The organism is Nocardia vinacea, assembly GCF_035920345.1.
GTDB lineage: Bacteria > Actinomycetota > Actinomycetes > Mycobacteriales > Mycobacteriaceae > Nocardia > Nocardia vinacea_A.
This window is the reverse complement of the sequence record NZ_CP109149.1, coordinates 1,977,685-1,994,782: the sequence shown is the minus strand read 5'-3', so window position 1 is coordinate 1,994,782 and position 17,098 is coordinate 1,977,685. Positions and strand designations below refer to the sequence as shown.

At 65.5% G+C, this 17,098-nt stretch carries 14 protein-coding genes; 5 read left to right on the top strand and 9 right to left on the bottom strand.

The window, feature by feature from the left end; genetic code table 11:
* Positions 1 to 251: 251 nt before the first annotated feature.
* Both OIE68_RS09510 and OIE68_RS09505 read left to right on the top strand, forming a co-directional pair.
* On the top strand, positions 252 to 1,799 hold the full coding sequence (locus tag OIE68_RS09510) for an AMP-binding protein (protein WP_327099003.1): 1,548 nt from the start codon (positions 252 to 254) through the stop codon (positions 1,797 to 1,799).
* A 47-nt stretch (positions 1,800 to 1,846) separates the two neighbouring features.
* Positions 1,847 to 3,463: an MFS transporter gene (locus OIE68_RS09505; RefSeq protein WP_327099002.1), complete on the top strand. Its 1,617-nt coding sequence runs from the start codon at positions 1,847 to 1,849 to the stop codon at positions 3,461 to 3,463.
* A 90-nt stretch (positions 3,464 to 3,553) separates the two neighbouring features.
* Here OIE68_RS09505 and OIE68_RS09500 read toward each other — a convergent pair whose 3' ends face one another.
* From OIE68_RS09500 to OIE68_RS09460, 9 genes are all read right to left on the bottom strand, one after another.
* The gene (locus tag OIE68_RS09500; RefSeq protein ID WP_327099001.1) at positions 3,554 to 4,591 is read right to left on the bottom strand and encodes a phosphotransferase family protein; all 1,038 of its coding nucleotides are present in this window, start codon (positions 4,589 to 4,591) and stop codon (positions 3,554 to 3,556) included.
* A complete protein-coding gene (locus OIE68_RS09495; protein WP_327099000.1) occupies positions 4,588 to 5,658 on the bottom strand; it encodes a phosphotransferase family protein in 1,071 nt (356 codons plus the stop codon). The genes OIE68_RS09500 and OIE68_RS09495 overlap by 4 nt, the downstream gene beginning before the upstream one ends.
* A gap of 10 nt (positions 5,659 to 5,668) precedes the next feature.
* Entirely contained in the window at positions 5,669 to 6,370 is a 702-nt protein-coding gene (locus OIE68_RS09490) for a TetR/AcrR family transcriptional regulator (protein WP_327098999.1), read from the bottom strand.
* A gap of 207 nt (positions 6,371 to 6,577) precedes the next feature.
* Positions 6,578 to 7,786 (bottom strand): amidohydrolase family protein, encoded by a 1,209-nt coding sequence (locus OIE68_RS09485; RefSeq protein WP_327098998.1) that lies wholly within the window; start codon positions 7,784 to 7,786, stop codon positions 6,578 to 6,580.
* 26 nt (positions 7,787 to 7,812) lie between these two features.
* The gene (locus tag OIE68_RS09480) at positions 7,813 to 9,282 is read right to left on the bottom strand and encodes an aldehyde dehydrogenase family protein (RefSeq protein ID WP_327098997.1); all 1,470 of its coding nucleotides are present in this window, start codon (positions 9,280 to 9,282) and stop codon (positions 7,813 to 7,815) included.
* A gap of 31 nt (positions 9,283 to 9,313) precedes the next feature.
* Positions 9,314 to 10,513 (bottom strand): thiolase family protein, encoded by a 1,200-nt coding sequence (locus OIE68_RS09475; RefSeq protein WP_327098996.1) that lies wholly within the window; start codon positions 10,511 to 10,513, stop codon positions 9,314 to 9,316.
* The gene (locus OIE68_RS09470) at positions 10,510 to 11,124 is read right to left on the bottom strand and encodes a Zn-ribbon domain-containing OB-fold protein (protein ID WP_327098995.1); all 615 of its coding nucleotides are present in this window, start codon (positions 11,122 to 11,124) and stop codon (positions 10,510 to 10,512) included. Before OIE68_RS09470 ends, OIE68_RS09475 begins: the two co-directional genes overlap by 4 nt.
* Positions 11,121 to 12,332 (bottom strand): CoA transferase, encoded by a 1,212-nt coding sequence (locus OIE68_RS09465; protein WP_327098994.1) that lies wholly within the window; start codon positions 12,330 to 12,332, stop codon positions 11,121 to 11,123. The genes OIE68_RS09470 and OIE68_RS09465 overlap by 4 nt, the downstream gene beginning before the upstream one ends.
* Positions 12,333 to 12,436: 104 nt before the next feature.
* Entirely contained in the window at positions 12,437 to 13,711 is a 1,275-nt protein-coding gene (locus tag OIE68_RS09460; protein WP_327098993.1) for a cytochrome P450, read from the bottom strand.
* Positions 13,712 to 13,869: 158 nt separating this feature from the next.
* On the opposite strand from OIE68_RS09460, the gene OIE68_RS09455 reads away from it, so the two are divergent.
* The 3 genes from OIE68_RS09455 (at position 13,870) to OIE68_RS09445 (ending at position 16,768) form a co-directional block, all read left to right on the top strand.
* On the top strand, positions 13,870 to 14,709 hold the full coding sequence (locus tag OIE68_RS09455; RefSeq protein ID WP_327098992.1) for a mycofactocin-coupled SDR family oxidoreductase: 840 nt from the start codon (positions 13,870 to 13,872) through the stop codon (positions 14,707 to 14,709).
* Positions 14,710 to 14,721: 12 nt separating this feature from the next.
* Positions 14,722 to 16,317: an SMP-30/gluconolactonase/LRE family protein gene (locus OIE68_RS09450; RefSeq protein WP_327098991.1), complete on the top strand. Its 1,596-nt coding sequence runs from the start codon at positions 14,722 to 14,724 to the stop codon at positions 16,315 to 16,317.
* Positions 16,318 to 16,528: 211 nt separating this feature from the next.
* The gene (locus OIE68_RS09445) at positions 16,529 to 16,768 is read left to right on the top strand and encodes a hypothetical protein (RefSeq protein WP_327102067.1); all 240 of its coding nucleotides are present in this window, start codon (positions 16,529 to 16,531) and stop codon (positions 16,766 to 16,768) included.
* The last annotated feature ends 330 nt before the right edge of the window (positions 16,769 to 17,098 follow it).

Below are 17,098 nucleotides of genomic sequence, written 5' to 3'. Positions count from 1 at the left end.
TCGCCGAGCAGGTACATGGCGCGCGCGGCCGCGACGTCAAAATCCCCGCATCCGTATGACGCTGAGTCGAATAAGTCCGCAGCAATCCGTGAATTCAGCATTCAAAGACGAGAATGAGGTTCTACTCTGTGGGAGAGTCAGACTCTCGCCGTCGGGTGGGGCCCGGCACCGGGCCTGGCGATCCCGAATGTCCCGACGGTGCGGCGGAGCGAATCCGTCGATTCCACGTCTTGGGCAATTGGAGCTTCACTATGCGTACGGTCCCTCCCGATCTGGTCGAACGATACGAACGGGCGGGATGGTGGACCCGCCACGGCATCGGGGAACTACTGGCCGGCGGACTGACTGCCGCGCCGGACACCCGATTCGAGGTGTATTCGCAGGTTCGGCCGTGGTCGGGAACTTTCGGCGAGGTCGAATTGATCGCTCGGCGGTTGGCGGCCGGGTTGCGCGCCCGTGGGGTCGGCCCCCGCGACATGGTCGTTTTCCAACTACCCAACTGGATGGAGGCGGCGGCCGCGTTCTGGGCCGCGGAGTTTCTCGGCGCGGTGGTGGTTCCCATCGTGCACATCTACGGCCGCAAGGAAGTCGGCTACATCCTCGACCATGTGCGGCCCCAGGTGTTCATCACAGCCCAGCGATTCGGCCAGCTCGAGTACGACCCCGCGGTGGTCGCGGAGGTTCCGATCGTCGGCGTGGTGGACGGGCACGATCCGGGCACCGATTTCGACGCGTTACTCGCCGACAACCCGCTCGCGGGGGTCGCGGCGGTGGATCCGGCAGGTCCTGCGTTGATCGCGTTCACCTCGGGCACCACCAGCGCGCCCAAAGGTGTCGTGCACAGCCACCAGACCCTCGGCTGCGAAGCCCGCCAGCTCGCGGCGCGTCGTCCGGCCGACTTCTACCCGCAGGTGACGGTCGCCCCGGTCGGTCATTTCATCGGCATGCTCAATGCTTTTCTCGTTCCGGTGTTGGACGGCAAGCCGGTCGATTTGGTGGATGTGTGGAATCCCGACCTGATCCTCGACCTGATGGCAACCCGCGGCATCAGTGTCACCGGGGGCGTCCCCTACTACATGACCAGCCTGATCGACCACGAGAAGTTCACGCCCGCACACTTGCGGCTGCTGAGGTACGCCGGTCTGGGCGGCGCACCCGTGCCGGCTGCCGTCGCCGAGCGGCTCGCCGCGCTCGATATCAAGGTCGCGCGTTCTTACGGTAGTACGGAGCACCCGTCCATGACCGCGTCCGAGTATTTCGTTCCGGAGAGCAAGCGGCTGTACACCGATGGCGATGCGGAGCCGGGCGTGGAGATCCGCATCACCGATGACGGTGAAATCCTCAGTCGCGGACCGGATCTGTGCCTCGGTTACACCGACGACGACCTGACGTCGGCCAAATTCGACGCCGACGGCTGGTACCACACCGGCGACGTCGGCACGCTCGACGCCGAAGGCTACCTCACCATTACCGACCGAACCGCCGACCTGATCATTCGCGGCGGCGAGAACATTAGCGCCCTCGAGGTCGAGGACATCCTCATCACCATGCCCGGCGTCGCCGAGGCCGCCGCTGTGGCCGCCCCCGACGATCGGCTCGGCGAACAGGTCGCCGCCGTGCTTCGACTGCGTTCCGGCGCGGTCGCCCCGACTCTCGAGGACCTGCGCGCTCACTTCGCCGAGGCGGGATTGGCCAAACAGAAATGGCCGGAGCAGATCCACATCGTCGCCGACTTCCCTCGCACCGCCAGCGGCAAGGTACGGAAGTTCCTCGTGCGCCAGCGCCTGCGGGACTCGTGAATTCGCCGATTCAGCCCACATTACAGTCACTCATCTCCTGGAGTCTCATGTCCACCATCGAATCCACACCCGCGCCGGACGAGACCGGCAAATCCGAAACCGGCCGGATGGACGGCGCATCCCGGCTGCGGATCGCCGCCGTGCTGGCTGTCATCATCCTGTACACCGAGGTCGGTCCGCTGCAGTACACCATGGTGGTCGCGGCCTTGCAGCCGATGACCACGACCTTCGACACCGTCGGCGGGAATATCACCTGGGCGCTCATTATTCTCGGGTTGGTCGGCGTCGCCGCGAATCCATTGCTGGGCAAGGCCAGTGATATCTGGGGCAAGAAGAAGATCATGCTGCTGTGCGGAACGCTGTTCCTCATCGGCAGCGTGATCTGCGCGCTCACCAGCAATTGGACCGTCTTCCTGATCGGGCGGGGGCTGTCGGCGTTCGCGCTCGCCACCCAGGTCATTGCCTTCGGATTGGTGCGAGACCTGTTGCCGCGCAAGTATGTTCCCATCGGTCTCGCCCTGATCGGCACCGGTGTAGGTTTCACCGGCGTCGTGGGTCCACTGGTGGGTGGCCTCCTCGCCGACAGTTTCGGCTGGCGGGCCCTGTTCTGGTTCATGGCGGTGTTCGTGCTCGTGCTGACGCCGCTACTGCTGGTCGTGGTTCCGGAATCCCCGGTCCGGTGGCCGGAAAGGGTCGATCCTTATGGTGTGATACTGCTGGCCGCTGGCGCGGTGCTGACCTTGCTCTACCTGGACAACGGTCAGGATTGGGGCTGGGTTTCGCCGACCGGCGTGGCCTGGCTGATTGCCGGCCTCGTTCTGCTGATGCTCTTCTTCATCGTCGAATCACGTGTCAAGCGACCGATTATCGATATGAAGCTGATCCTCGATCCGAAGCTCGGACTCGTATTGCTGATGGCGATCTTCAGCATCGGCATCACCGCCGTGCAGCCGATGGCACTCGGGTACATGACCCAATCCCCGAATGAGGACGGCCTGCGCCAGACCATGGTCGACGGTGTGGTCGGGCAGGCCCAGGCGAGCGGTGCGAATCTGTCCGCGGCGGCGATCGATATCACCTTCGATCCGGGCTACAGCTACGGGAACGGCTTCAGCCTGCTGGAGTACGCACTCCACATCGGCATCTGGGCCAGCCTGATCGGTATGTTCGTAGGCCCATTCGCAGGGCTGCTGACCCGGCGGGTGGGTGCCCGTATCCCGGCGATCATCGCCCTCGCTCTGCTGTCGATGTCCGGCCTCGGATTCGTTGTCGCGGACTACAGTTGGGTGACCTACCTGGTGCTCTACGTGGTGGCGGGGGTCGCTTTCGGATTCCTCTGGGCAGCGCTGCCCAATCTCATCGTGGAGGCCGTCCCGCCGGAACAGCAGGGCATCAGCTCCGGGATGCTCGGCGTCACCTTGGCCCTGGGTACCGGCGTCGCCATGGCGATCAGCACGGCGGCGCTGAACAACAGTCCAGTGGTCGCGCATATCGACGTCGCAGGCGATTCGTCGACAGGGGCGGTACCGCAGGTGTTCGCCGACAACGGCTATACCCAGAGCTTCTGGTTCGTCCTCGTGACCACTGTGATCGCCTTGGTCATCGCGGTGCTCATGCGACACGGCCGGAAGCCGGCCACCGGTGGTGTGAACTCCACGGGGTAATCGACATACGACTGGTGGGTGCCGCCGTACGGCGGCACCCACCAGCATTGAGTATCGGAAAAGGTTGTCGGAGAATATGTCTCGACGTTCTCAGGTAGCGAGCAAATCGAGGCTGCGGTGCCGTTCGACCGCGTGGCCCAGTCGCTCGGTGAGGTGTTCGATGACCGGCCGGTCGACCGCACGGGTGATCGCCCACATGAACAACCCGTACGGCAGATACGACCGATACAGTGACCAAGCCTGGTCCCGATCCGGCGGGGTGACGCCATGGGTGGCCAGTCGGTCGAGATAGTGGTCGAGCAGCGCGCGTTCATGGCGGGCGAGTTCGTCGGGGTCCAGCACCGTCGCCAGATGATAGGCGACATCGAGGGCCCACACCCCGTGTTGGACCACCTGCCAGTCGATGAGACCCGGTCGGCCGTCGGCCTGCTCGTAGATATTGCCGGTGTGCAGGTCGCCGTGCACCAGGCAGGTGGGCGCGGCGGCGCGGAGCCGGTCCATGGCCGCCATGGCCGCGATGAGGCGGTCGGCGCGGCGGACCGGCTCTGAGATCCCCTGCGCCCGACCGTCGTCGAGCAAACCCTGGAGCTGATCGGGGCTCAGATGACCCGACAGTCGAAGCAGACGAGGGGGGAAGAGCTCTTGCAGCGCAGGACGCTTCCCTTCCCAGGTGGCCGCGTGCAGCGCAGCGAGCTGATCGAGTGTGTCGGCGGCGCGATCGGCGCCGTAGGTGGTGGTCGGATCGAGGAACTGGGCCCCTGCGGCGACGAGATCGTGCATGAGAATCAGCGCGTGGCCGGTGTCATCGTCGACCGCAGCATATACGCACGGCGGTGTGCGGACCGGAAGATCCTGTGCGGCAAGGCGATAGAAATCGCCCTCGGCGCGGGTCGTGCGTCGGCGCGCCGGGTTGAAATAGCCCTTTGCGCACAAGGCGGCAGGCGCGTCGGTGTGCTGTGCATACTCGACGCGGAACCGGAGTTTGGTAGCGACGGTCTCGAGTCGTTCGACGACCTGCGCGCGCGTCGCGACGGCGCTCGAATGGCGTCGACCCAGTGTCGCGGTGAGCCATTCGGGCGACAACACGACCGCTTCGTCGGCGGGTGCGGGATTGTTCATCGTAGTCATCGAACATCCTGCGCGACAGTGATTCCCGCGAGGTCGCACGCCTGGTGCAGATAACCGAAGTGGCGAGCGCCCGAGTCGGTCGGCAGTCGCATGGTGCGGCGGCTGCGCAGGCTGAGCAGTCCGGCCTTGACCCGAGCGAAAACCTCGTGCCAGTGCAGGTGGTCGATCGAGTGGCCGGTCTGCTCCTGCCACAGCGCGATGGTCTCCGCGCGGGTACCGAGCCCGTCGAGCCGAGGCACTCCCTGCCCGACCGACAGCGATTCGTCGAACAGCAGCCACCACGCAAGGTCGACCACCGGACCGGCCAGCGACGCCTGCTCCCAATCCATCACCCCGACGACTTGGAAATCGTTGTCGAACATCATATTTCCAATGCGGGCATCACCCCAGGACACTCCGGGCCGGGACAGTGGGGGCCGATGCTCGCCCAGCCAATTCATCAGCGTTCGCACGACCTCTGGAATCTCGTCGCCGAAGGCCCAGTCCGCGTAGCTGTTCCAATACGACAGGTGCTGTGCGATACCGGCCACACCGTGCTCGGGCCGGTCGAAGAACGATACGGTCGCCACGGGCAGCCGGTGGATCGCGGTCAGCTGGCGCATCGCGCTCTCCCATAACGTCCTTCGCTGAGCTGGGGTTGCCTCGGCGAGCCAGCCGGAGGAGTTGTACGGCGGCATGCTCACCGGTACTCGGCCGTGCATGCGCCGCATGACATAGAACGGCCGCCCGAGGATGGCGGTGTCGCCCTCGAACCACAGTGCCCGAGGCACCCGCACTTCGGGATGCCCGTCCAGGGCCCTGAGCAGGTCGTACTGCATGTGGAATTTCGGTTCGAAGAACACCTGATGTTCGAGGGCCGGTGCGATTCGCACGACAAGTTCTTCGACGCCCTGTCCGGTGTGGGCCGTGACCAGCAGTGTCTCGTTCGAAAAGCCCGCGCCGCGAGGGTAATCGGGCTGATCGATATCGACCGAGGCGATGCCGAGCCGATCGGCCAGCCAGGGCCGCAGGGCGGCGACCGTAGCGTCCAGATCGCGGCCTTTGGAAAACAGGGGCGCATGCTCCATTGCTGTCCGGTTACCTTTCGATAGGGGGACCGCCGAAAGCGGTCAGGCAGAAGGCCCACACCTGTTCGGCGATATCGTCGACGCTGGTGGGGGCCGATGCGAACGCATAGTGGTGGAACACGGCCGTGACCAGTTGCAGCGCCAGCCAGGCATCGGTGGACGGATCGGCGGGACGCAGCAGACCGGCCGATGCGGCGGCCCGCAGTTCGTGCTCCACGAGATCGACGAAGGGCCGGTTGGCCTGGGCTATCTCCACTGGAAAGAGCTGGTACAGCCGCCAATGCTCGGCGGTGATGAAGCGCGCCCCGACAAGGCCGCCGCCATCGCCACGCAGCGAGCGCAGTATCTCGAAGAGATAGAAGCGCAACCGTGCCACGGGGTCGGGCAGCTCCCGCGCGGCGGCCTCCACCTCGACCGCCCGTTCGCTGACGACATCTTCGAATACGGCCAGCAGCAGCTGATCCTTACCGGTGAAATGCCGGTAGAAGGTTTGTAAGGCGATGCCCGCTTCCTTGGACAGCTCCTGTGTCGTCAGCGTGGCGCCCTCGGTCTGCAACAATCGGCGGGCGGCAGCGACGATCGACTGCGCTTGCTCCCGGCTGCGGGCCTTGGACCGCTGCACCGAGCGCGAGCGATCCGCCGCCCGGTCGGCCCAGAGCGGCGCGACCGGGGCGTCGGGGGAATCGGGGGCAGGGGGATTCTGTGTGGGCACAGCAGTTGTCCTCTCGCATCGGGGGGCGAATACGACGACGGTAAACCGCGGTGGACTCGTGCCTGACACCCGTTGTCGGCCCGCAAGCCCGCAAACTGGTTGTGACATCCCGCAATCGGCGTCGGCCCGACCGGCGACCGGGCCTGTGCTCGGTGCCCCGGTCAGGCTGGTGCCGATCGCCGACCGGCCCGAATCCAGACCGTCGGATCAGACTGCCGCCGGAACCGGTGGTTCGGCCGGAGTGAAGCGGTACAGCCGTTCGGCATTGCCGCGCAGAATCTTGTACTGGGCTTCCGGCGGCAAGTGACCGATGAGGCCCTTCACGGTCTGAATGCAGTTGGGCCAGGTAGAATCGGAGTGCGGGTAATCGGTTTCGCACATGATGTTGTCCTCCCCGAGCACATCGATGCTCGCGATTCCGTGGCTGTCCTCGATGAAGCAGCCGAAGATATGGTCGCGGAAAGTGCCGCGGATATCGAGGGTATCGAGATCGATATTGCCGCTCGCCGCGTGATCGCCGAACCGCATGCCCTTCTTGACCCAGTGTCGCTGCTTGTCGAGGACTTGTTCGGCGCGTTCGAGGAAGTACGGCATCCAGCCGATCTCACCTTCCGAAAGCGCGATCTTGAGTTTCGGATAACGCTGGAACATGCCGCTGAACAGCCACGACAGCATGGCCCCCGAGGTGCGGGTTGCACCCCAGGCGAGATTCGCGAGAAACGGTGCGTCGGGGGAGATCTGAGGCACGGTCGACGACGAGCCGACATGCATGGACACCACCATCTCCAGATCATTGGCCGCCGCCATCACCGGATCCCAGTACCCGCCGGCGTCGTGGATCGTCGGAAGGCCCAGTGGTGCCGGGTTTTCCGAGAAGGCGAAGGTGGTCGCGCCCTTGGCGGCGCAGCGTTCCAGTTCGCGGGCGGCAAGTCTCGGATCCCACAGCGGAATGAGCACCAGCGGGATGTACCGGCCCGGTGCGGCGGCGCACCATTCCTCGATCATCCAGTCGTTGTATGCCTGCAGGCAGACGAAGCCGAACTCGCGATCGCTGGCTTCAGAGAAGAGCTGGCCGCAGAATCGGGTTACCGTCGGGAAGCACAGGGAGGCAAGAATTCCCGCGCGGTCCATATCCTCGATACGGGCCTTCGCATCGTAGCAACCGGGCCGCATCTCGCTGTAGGTCAGCGGTTTCGGACTGAACTCCTCCTTCGACTTTCCGGCGACAGCGCTCAGTCCGGAGCTGGGGAAACGTTTGCCGTCGTATACCCAGCAATCCATGCCGTCGGCACCGACCTCTATGTGTGGTGCGCGTTCGCGATCTGCGCGCGGCACCCGCTCCAGCCACAGATTGTGTGGCTCGAGGATGTGATCATCGACCGAGATCAGCCAATCGAGATTCAGGTTGGAGGACACGATTACTCCTTCGGGTCGGGATTCAGTCACCGGAGTTCTCCGATGACCAGGTGTTTGACCTCTTGAAATGCCCGGATGCCGTCCGGACCGCGTTCACGGCCGAGGCCGCTGTGCCTGTAGCCCCCGCTGGGGGCGTAGGCGCTGAACAGCGCCGTGTTGACGTTCACCGCTCCCGTGCGCAGCCGCCGCGCGATCGCGGTCGCGGCGGCGGCATCGGCGCTGTAGACCTGCCCGGACAGGCCGTAGTCGGTGTCATTGGCGATCTCGACGGCGTGGTCGAGATCGCGGTAACCCAGCACCGCCAGTACTGGGCCGAAGATCTCTTCCCGCGCGGCGGGATTGGTGTTGTCCGGTACGTCGAGCACGGTCGGTTCGACGTAGTAGCCGCGGTCGAGTCCCGCGGGCCGTCCGCCGCCGTAACCGACGGTGGCGCCCGCGCCCACGGCCTGTTCGATCAGCCGCTCACAGCGTTCCCGCTGCGCGGCGCTGATGAGCGGGCCCATTGCGGTGGCCGGGTCGGTCGGCGCTCCGACCGTCACGTTCACGTAGGCGCGCGAAACAGCCTCGAGCACTTCGTCCTTGTGGTCGCGCGGCACCAGCATTCGGGTGGCGGCGACACAAGCCTGGCCCGCCATCCTGGCGACCACCGCTGTAGCGCCCGCGGCGGCCTTCGAGATCGCGTCGGGGAGATAGATCTGTGCCGATTTGCCGCCGAGTTCCAATGCCACCCGCTTGATGGTCGGCGCGGCCTGTGCACTGATCCGGGCCCCGACCGCGGTCGACCCGGTGAACGAGACCATATCGACCGCCGGATGGGTGGTCAGCAATTGCGCACCGGCCCATCCGGATTCCACGACGACACTGAATACGCCAGGCGGCAGGCCCGCCGCCTCGGCGGCGGATCCGAATATGAGCGACGAGATCGGTGTCAACGGGCTCGGCCGCAGGATCACCGAATTGCCGGATATCAGGGCGGGCATGATCTTCTGGAGCGCCAGGACGAATGCCGCGTTGTAGGGCGTGATCGCGGTGACCACACCGACCGGCTCGTGGCAGAGGATGCTCAACGCCACCCGGTGCTGCGTGAGCTCGTCGACCGGGACCGGGCTGGGTTGCTCGTGCCGCATCGACAGGTACAGGTCGATCGTATTACGGGCCAAGGCAATTCCGGAAAGGAACTGCGACTGCTCGGCGAAAGCGAGGGGTTGGCCCGCCTCGGCCACCATGGTCGCCACCAGCTCCGCCCGAGCCTTCTCGACATGACCGAGAAACGCATGCAGCCGCCGTGCGCGGTCGGTCGCTGGGGCATCGGCCCAGACTCCGCTGTCGAAACTCCGGCGGCCCTCGAGGATCGCGCGTTCGATCTCGGTCGGTGGAGTGGCGGCGATCTCGGTGACGAGTGTTTCGTCGGCGGGGTTCTCCACGGCGACAATATCGTCACCGGTCACCCAGGAGCCGGCGACGTACGAGCGCCGTTCGGCGAGGATCAACGCCATGTACTGATCTCCATTTCCCTTGCGGTACAGGTCATAACGGCTCGCTGGCGTAAACCACGGCGCCGCCGTAGTGCGGTGCGGAATGACAGGCGAGAGCGACTGTGGCGGCGCGCTGGCGGGGGCCTGCGCGCCCGGACAGCTGCAGATAGCACTCGAGCATCTGCGGAATGCCATGCATGCGGCCGTTGCCGAGAGCACCGCCGCCGGAGAGCACCGGAAGACCGGCCGGGGAGTCGCTGTCGATGCCGCCGTCGGCGACGAAGCGGTGCGCCTCGCCGACGGGGCACAAACCCAGGGCCTCCAGCCAGAAGTAGACGAATGGGGAGAACCCGTCGTACAACTGCGGCAGGTCCACCTCGCCGGGTCCCACACCGGCGGCCGCCCACAGTCGCCGTACGGTGTCGGCACCACCAGCCATGATGTCGTCGAGTGGCCAGTGCGACGGCAACCGTGGCGGGTTCACACCGCTGCTCGCGTATCCGGCGATATAGACCGGGCGGTGTGGCAGGTCGCGGGCGCGCTCGGCGGAGGTGAGGACAAAGGCGGCCACGCCGTCGACGGGGATATCGCAGTCCAGGCGGCGCATCGGGTCGCTGACCATCGGTGCCGCCAGATAGTCCGCAGTGGTCAGCGGTCGGCCGTGCCAATACGACCACGGAATCGCGGCCCCGTTCTTGCGTGCCTCGACCACTACGGCCGCCATCGCGTCCGGATCCGCGTCGTATCGTCGCAGATATTCGTTGTAGGGCAACGCGATCATCGGCAAGGGTCCGCCGTAGCCCTGCGGCACGGTCCACTGCTGCGGCCCGGTGACCACTGACAAAGGATTGTCGTGATAGCCCCCGGCCGGATTGTGCAGGGCCCGGTGCAGCACAACATAATCCGCGGCACCGGCGGCTATGGCATTGACAGCCAACGCAACTGAACCCGGTATCTGGCCGACGCCCTGGAAGCTCGCCACGTATCGCGGGTCGGTGCCGATCCGGTCGGCCAGCCAGTTGGCGGTCACGGTACTGGTTCCGTCACGCACAGCGTGTGCGCCCGCGGTCGGAAACATGGCGGAGGTGACGAATCCGTCGATCGCCTCCGGTGTGAGTCCGGCGTCGGCGATCGCCGTCCGTGCGACATCGACGGCTACCGCGCCGAGCGGGCGGTCGAATCGACGCTGCACCATACTGTGCGCGAACCCGACCACGGCGATGTGGCCGCCCGCGGGGAATCGCCTGGTCACGGGACCACCTCGGTGGTTCCCGCGCTACCGAGATTCGAGGCGCGATGACGCTCGCTACTCGTCATTTCGGCGTGCTTTCGGCCGGAATCCACCACATGCGCTGGCGCACTGCTTGTATGGATCCCGGTCACAGGTGCGCTGGGATGACGGGGCGCCACCGCGCCAACATGCTCAGTGGCTGTGCGCGGCTCGTCGCAGGACAGCTCGAACGCCGGGACAGCCAGGTCGTCGGGGAGGTCCTCGAAGGCGACCTGTACTGGATCACCTATGCGCACAACTGTTTTCGGACCGTTCAGCAGGCGTCCGATCATGCGGAGTCCGCGCTCCTCGACGAGTTCGACATCGACGAGCAGATATGGCACCTGGTCGGCGAATCCGAGTAGCGACGCTTTTCGGATCACCGTCCACGATCGGACAGTGCCGCGTCCGCTCACCGGTTCGTACCGGAACTCTGGTGTGGAGGTGCCACACCGACGGCAGGTTTCCCCGGGCGGCAGCGCGAACCGATCACACCGGGTGCATCGGGCCAGGGCGAGCACGTGCCGCGCGGCCGCCGACCAGTAGTCGGCGGTGAGGGCGTCGGGGACCGGCACCGGGCGCGCGGCCGTCACGGGATAACCCCTGCCTCCTTGAGGCGGGTGATCCGATCCCACGAGTAACCCAATTCGACCAGGAACTGCTCGGTGTGCTCGCCGTGCTCGGGTGCTCGCCGCAGGGTGGGCGGACGTTCGTCGAATTGCACCGGGCCGGTGGGCAGTGGATAGGACTGCCCGTTGTCCAGGTCGACCTCGCCGAGGTAGCCATTGGCCAGCACCTGTGGGTCGTCGAGCAGTTCCGTCACGGCCTGCACCGGCGCCCACGGCGCGTCCAGTCCCGACAGCAACTGCTTCCATTCGTCGAAAGTTCGGCGGGCGAACTCCGTTTCGAGTTCGGCCACACACGCGTCGCGATGGTTGGCGCGGGCTGCCAGATCCACGAAGCGGGGATCGCCCGCGAGGTCGTCGCGTCCGATCAGGCGGCAGAGTCGTGCCCAGTACCGGTCCGACTCCAGGAAGACCAGTTGAATGTGCCGACCGTCCTTGGTTCGGTAGGCACCCACCAGGGGGTTGACCGAACCGCCGCGGCCGGATACTGCCTGCGGCGGATTTCCGGCCAGCGCGGAGAGCACATCGGAGGACAGCATCCACATGGCGGTGGCCAGCAATGAAACGTCGACGACCGTACCCGAGCCGGTCCGCTGCTGCCGCAACAGTGCCGCCGCGACGCCGAAGGCCAAGGCCATGGCCCCGTTTCGGTCGCCCATCGCGCCGCGCTGGCTGATCGGGTAGTCCCGCTCCGGTGGGGTCAGCATATGAGCCACGCCGCCGTGGGCCCAGAAGGCCGAGGAGTCGTAACCGGCCTTGTCCGCGCCGGGACCGCGGCTGCCGAAGCCATGGCCCCGGGCGTAGACGAGCCGGGGATGGCGTCGAGTCAGCGTGTCGGGGTCGAGCCCGAGCCGGCGCAGCGCGCCGGGCCGGAAGTTGGTCAGGAAGACGTCCGCCGTGGCCAGTATCTCGTTGAGCAGCTCGCGGCCGCGCTCGGAGCGTAGGTCGATCGAGATCGATCGCTTGCCCCGATTGGCGAGGGCCACAGAGAGATTCACCCCCGCGCTATCGCTGCCTATGCCCTGTGTGGCCAACTGGCGGTACGGATCGCCGTCGGGACGTTCGACCCGGATGACGTCCGCACCCCAGTCGGCCAGCAGCGCACCCGCCACAGGCACGAACACCCACTGCGCCAGCTCGACAACCCGCACGCCGGTGAACGCTTCGGAGTCCACTGATCACCTCCTGTATGGCCGATTGCGGAACACTATTCTCGCTAGTGGTGGAATTGAATTCTCGATTAGAGTAGAACGAGACTCTCGTTTTGGGAAGGGTGAGTCTAGGCGGCGAAGGTGACATTGAGTTCTCGCAGCCCGCGTAGCAGGAAGGTCGGTTCGTAGCGGTAGTCGCGATTGCCGGCGGGCCCGTGGGCGGTCTCGTCGATCGCGATATCGGTGACCCGGTCCAGGAGTCGGTTCAACGTGACCTGCCCTTCCATCCGGGCCAGGGGCGCGCCCGCGCAGGTGTGGATACCGCGGCCGAACGCTATGTGCTCGCGGGCATTTCGACGATCGAGCTGGAACTGGTCCGGATCGTCGAACTTGCGGGGATCACGATTGGCCGCGCCGATGCACAGCATCACCACCGTCCCGGCGGGGATATCGACGCCGCCGACGGTGGCGTTTTGGCGGGTGAGCCGGAAGTCGACCTTGGTCGGGCTCTCGGTGCGCAGTGATTCCTCCACGAATCCGGCAATCAGGCTACGGTCCTCGCGCAGCATCCGCTGGTACTCCGGCTGCTCGGCGAGTACCTTCACTGCCGCGCTGAGCAGTTTGGTGACCGTCTCCTGCCCGGCCGCGAACAGGAATGTCGCCGGCCGGACGAGTTCGATCACCGACGGTTCGGAACCGTCCGGATACGGTGTCGATGCCAGGATGCTGAGGATGTCGTTGCGAGGGTTCGCACGGCGATCGGTGATGTACGCGCCGAAGGTGTCGTCCAGCCACTCCAGCGGATTGGTGCCCGATGATTCCTGATACATCGAGCCCTCGATACTGCCCGGAGTTGTCTGACCCGCCAGCCTGGCTCGGAACTGATCACGGTCCCCGTCAGGTACCCCGAGCAGGTCGGCGATGACCAACGTGGCGAACGGCTTGGCGTACTCGCCCAGGAATTCGCAGCGCCCGTTGGCGAGGAATTCGTCGAGCTGCCGGTCGGCCTGTTCCCACATGAAATCCTCGTTCTCCTTCAGCCTTTTGGGCGTCAGGAGCCGGGCCAATAGCGCTCGCGTGCGCGTGTGAGCGGGCGGGTCCATGGTCACCATGTGCTCGGAGATCCGGAACCGTGGCCGATGTGCCTCGATCTGGGCGCTGATGTCGTCGCCCTCGGGGTGGAACGGCAGCGGCGGGAACGGCCCGCTGACAGAGACGCAGGCCGAGAAGTCATCCGAGTTGCGGAAGACCTCGATGGCCTCCTGATGTCCGGTGACGACGACGACCCCGTGGTGGGGTTCCCGGAATACCGGATTCCGACTGCGCAGATGGTCCAGGTACTCGTACGGGTCCTGGGCGATGGCCGGATCGGAGAAGTAGTCGACGGACGCCAAGTCGGTCATGTGCTGGTCAGCCTTTCGTGGCAAGAGAAGGGGCAGCAGTCATTGGAGAATGCAACTCTCGTATAACGTAGAATGATACTCTCGTCATCGGGAGTGAAACTCTCGAAATTCGGTTGGCAAACTGCCGGCCGATGGATCTGCGACGAACGAGGTTTTTCATGATCGGGCGGGTAGAAGGCAAGGTCGCCTTCATCACTGGTGCGGCGCGCGGGCAGGGACGCAGTCATGCGGTGCGGTTGGCGCAGGAGGGCGCCGATATCATCGCGATCGACGTATGCAAACCGGTCGGAGGGAGCACTGGCATTCCGGCGTCCACCCCGGATGACCTGGCCGAGACCGCGGATCTGGTGAAAGGTCTTGGCCGCCGCATCATTACGGCGGAGGTCGACGTCCGGGATTTCGACGCGCTGCGGGCCGTTGTGGACAGCGGCGTGGAGCAGCTCGGTCGGCTGGATGTCATCGTGGCCAACGCGGGTATCGGCATCGGTGGCGCGACATTGCACGAGACTGCGGAGCCGGACTGGGACGCGGTGATCGACATCAACCTGTCCGGAGTCTGGAAGACGGTGAAAGCCGGTGTGCCCCATCTGTTGTCGGGCGGACGCGGTGGGTCGATAATCCTGACCAGCTCGGTCGGCGGGCTCAAGGCACACCAGAACATCGGCCACTATGTCGCCGCCAAACACGGCGTGGTCGGCTTGATGCGGACATTCGCCGTCGAGTTGGGGAAGTATTCCATCCGCGTCAACACGGTGCACCCGACCAATGTCAACACCCCCATGTTCATGAACGAGGGCACGCTGCGACTGTTCCGGCCAGACCTGGAGAACCCCGGCCCCGACGATCTCGCCCCGGTCGCCCAGCAGATGCACATACTCCCGGTGGGCTGGGTCGAACCCCTGGATATCAGCAATGCGGTGCTGTTCCTGGCCTCGGACGAAGCCCGCTATGTGACCGGTCTTCCCATGACAGTTGATGCCGGGAGCATGTTGAAGTAGTGGGAGCCCAACGTGTTTCACGAAACGCGCTACACCGGCACCGCGACACCGAGCCTCGCCGACGGCTGGCGGCTGGAACGGCTGACGCCACCGAGCCGACTGTTCGGTGCGAACGGTCTGCGCACCGGACCGGACGGCCGCATCTATGTGGCGCAGGTGACCGGCAGCCAGATCAGCGCCCTCGATATCGAGACCGGCGGGCTCGAGACCATCAGCGCCATGGGCGGCGACATCATCGGGCCCGATGATGTCGCCTTCGGCCCGCGGGGTGACCTCTTCGCCACCGAGCCGATGGAAGGCCGTGTGAGCGCGCGTGGCTCCGACGGCCGCACCCGGATATTGCGCGACGATCTCCCCGCCGTGAACGGCATCACCGTGCACCGGGGGCGCCTGTTCGTGAACGAATGTCGTATCGGCGGCCGCCTGATGGAACTCGATCTGTCCGGCGGCGCGCCGCGCGTGCTGCTCGACAACCTCGGCATGCCCAACGCTATGGAGGTCGGCCCAGACGGTCTGCTGTATTACCCGGTCATGGGAACCAACGACATCTGGCGGATTGATCCCGAGGGCGGCGAGCCGGAGCGGGTCGCGGGTGACCTGGGCGTTCCGGATTCCGTGAAGTTCGATTCCCAGGGCTTCATCGTCTCCACCCAGGTGTACTCCGGCGAGGTATTGCGGATCGATCCCCGCACCGGTGCGCGCACCGTATTGGCCGCTCTGCCACCGGGCCTCGACAACTGTACTTTCGTGGGCGACCGGCTGTTCGTTTCGAGTTTCACCGGGGAGATCACCGAGATCCTCGACGGCGGACAGACCAGAACGACCTTGCCCGGTGGTTTGAACTGGCCGCTGGACCTGGCCGTGGACGAGAACGGCGACCTCTATATCGCCGACTGGACCTACTTCTACGCCCTCCGCCCGGGGGGCGAGCCGCGCATACAGGGGATGCTCTCCCTGCCCGGCTTTCCTGGCCACCTGCGCGGTGTGAGTGCCGTCGGCGGCGGCGAATTCATCGTTACCACCGCCAATGGCGCGGTCGCTCGGTACCGCCCCGCGAATGGCTACAGCGAAATCATGGCGCAGGGCTTCGACCAACTCTACGGCGTGGCGCTCGCACCGGGCGGGCTCATCGCGACCGCCGAATTCGGCACGGGCAGAGTGCTTTCGGTCCGGTCCGGCCACGTCGAGGTGCTGGCCTCGGGCCTGCGGGAACCGGTCGGAGTGGCATTCGGTCAGGACGGAATCTGCTACGCCTCCGAATCGGGTGCCGGACGGGTTGTCTCGATCACCGACTCCGGTGTCGACACGGTGGTGGAGGGCCTCGACAAGCCGCAGGGCATCCTGATCCGCGACGGACAGCTCTATGTTGTCGACGTCGGGGCCAAGGTACTGATCACCATCGATCTCGCCACTGAGGCCCGCGATGTCATCGCCCGTGAGCTGCCGGTCGGCGCCCCGCCCGGCGTCATCCCGAAACCCCTGCGGGGGATACCGCCGTTCTTCGGGCCGGAAGGCCCCTTCGCCGGAATCGCGGCCGGTCCGGACGGCACCCTCTACCTGTCCGCCGATGCCGAGGGCAGTGTGTTGGCACTCCGAAAGGTGGAGTGAGGCAAGCCATGTGGGCGTTCGGGAGGCACGTCAGCTGTGGCGTTTGTCCGCGACCTCGGTCATGCCGTGCATGAGCTTCTCGAGCAAGCCGATGAAGATCGTCTGTTCGGGTTTGGTGAGAGCGTTGGCTCACGCCTGTTCGCGCTCGTTGTGCTGGCGGAAAGCGTCCGCAATAGCGGCGTGACCGCCTTTCATCAGCGCGATCTGTACCGTGCGTGTGTTCGGCGTCGCGGGCTTTGCCATGTTCGATCCGCGGCAAGTGCCGAGCCAGTCTTTCGGCGTCGGTGAGAATGATGTTGCGTTGCTGGCGGGCCGGCCGGAGATCGGCGTAGTCGGGGATCGGGACGGGTCGGGCTGGCAGCCGGTAGATTTCGAAATCCGCCGGTCAATGCATGTGGCTGTCTCCGTTGATATCGACGGTCGTTCCGGTGAGGTAAGCCGCGTCCTGTGAGGAACTGAACCGTCGACACATCTGATGGCAGTTCGGAGTTGATGTCGACCTCGATGGGCTCGGTAGAACTTGATGTTCTCGCTGTCGGCTGGCGAGATGTGGGCTCACATGTCGGCGCTGGCGCTCGTGGCACCTGCGTCCTGTAACCGCGAACGCTTCACCCGCAGTTCCGTGGGTATTGCAGTGTTGACATGCGCTGCCGAACTGCCAGGGGACCGGTCGCTTTTGCAGGTAGCGGGAATACCGGTGCGGGGGAGAGAATAGATGCCTGATGTTATGTGCAACATCAATATTGGGGTATGTCCCTGACATGCGCCGTGTCCGTTCAGC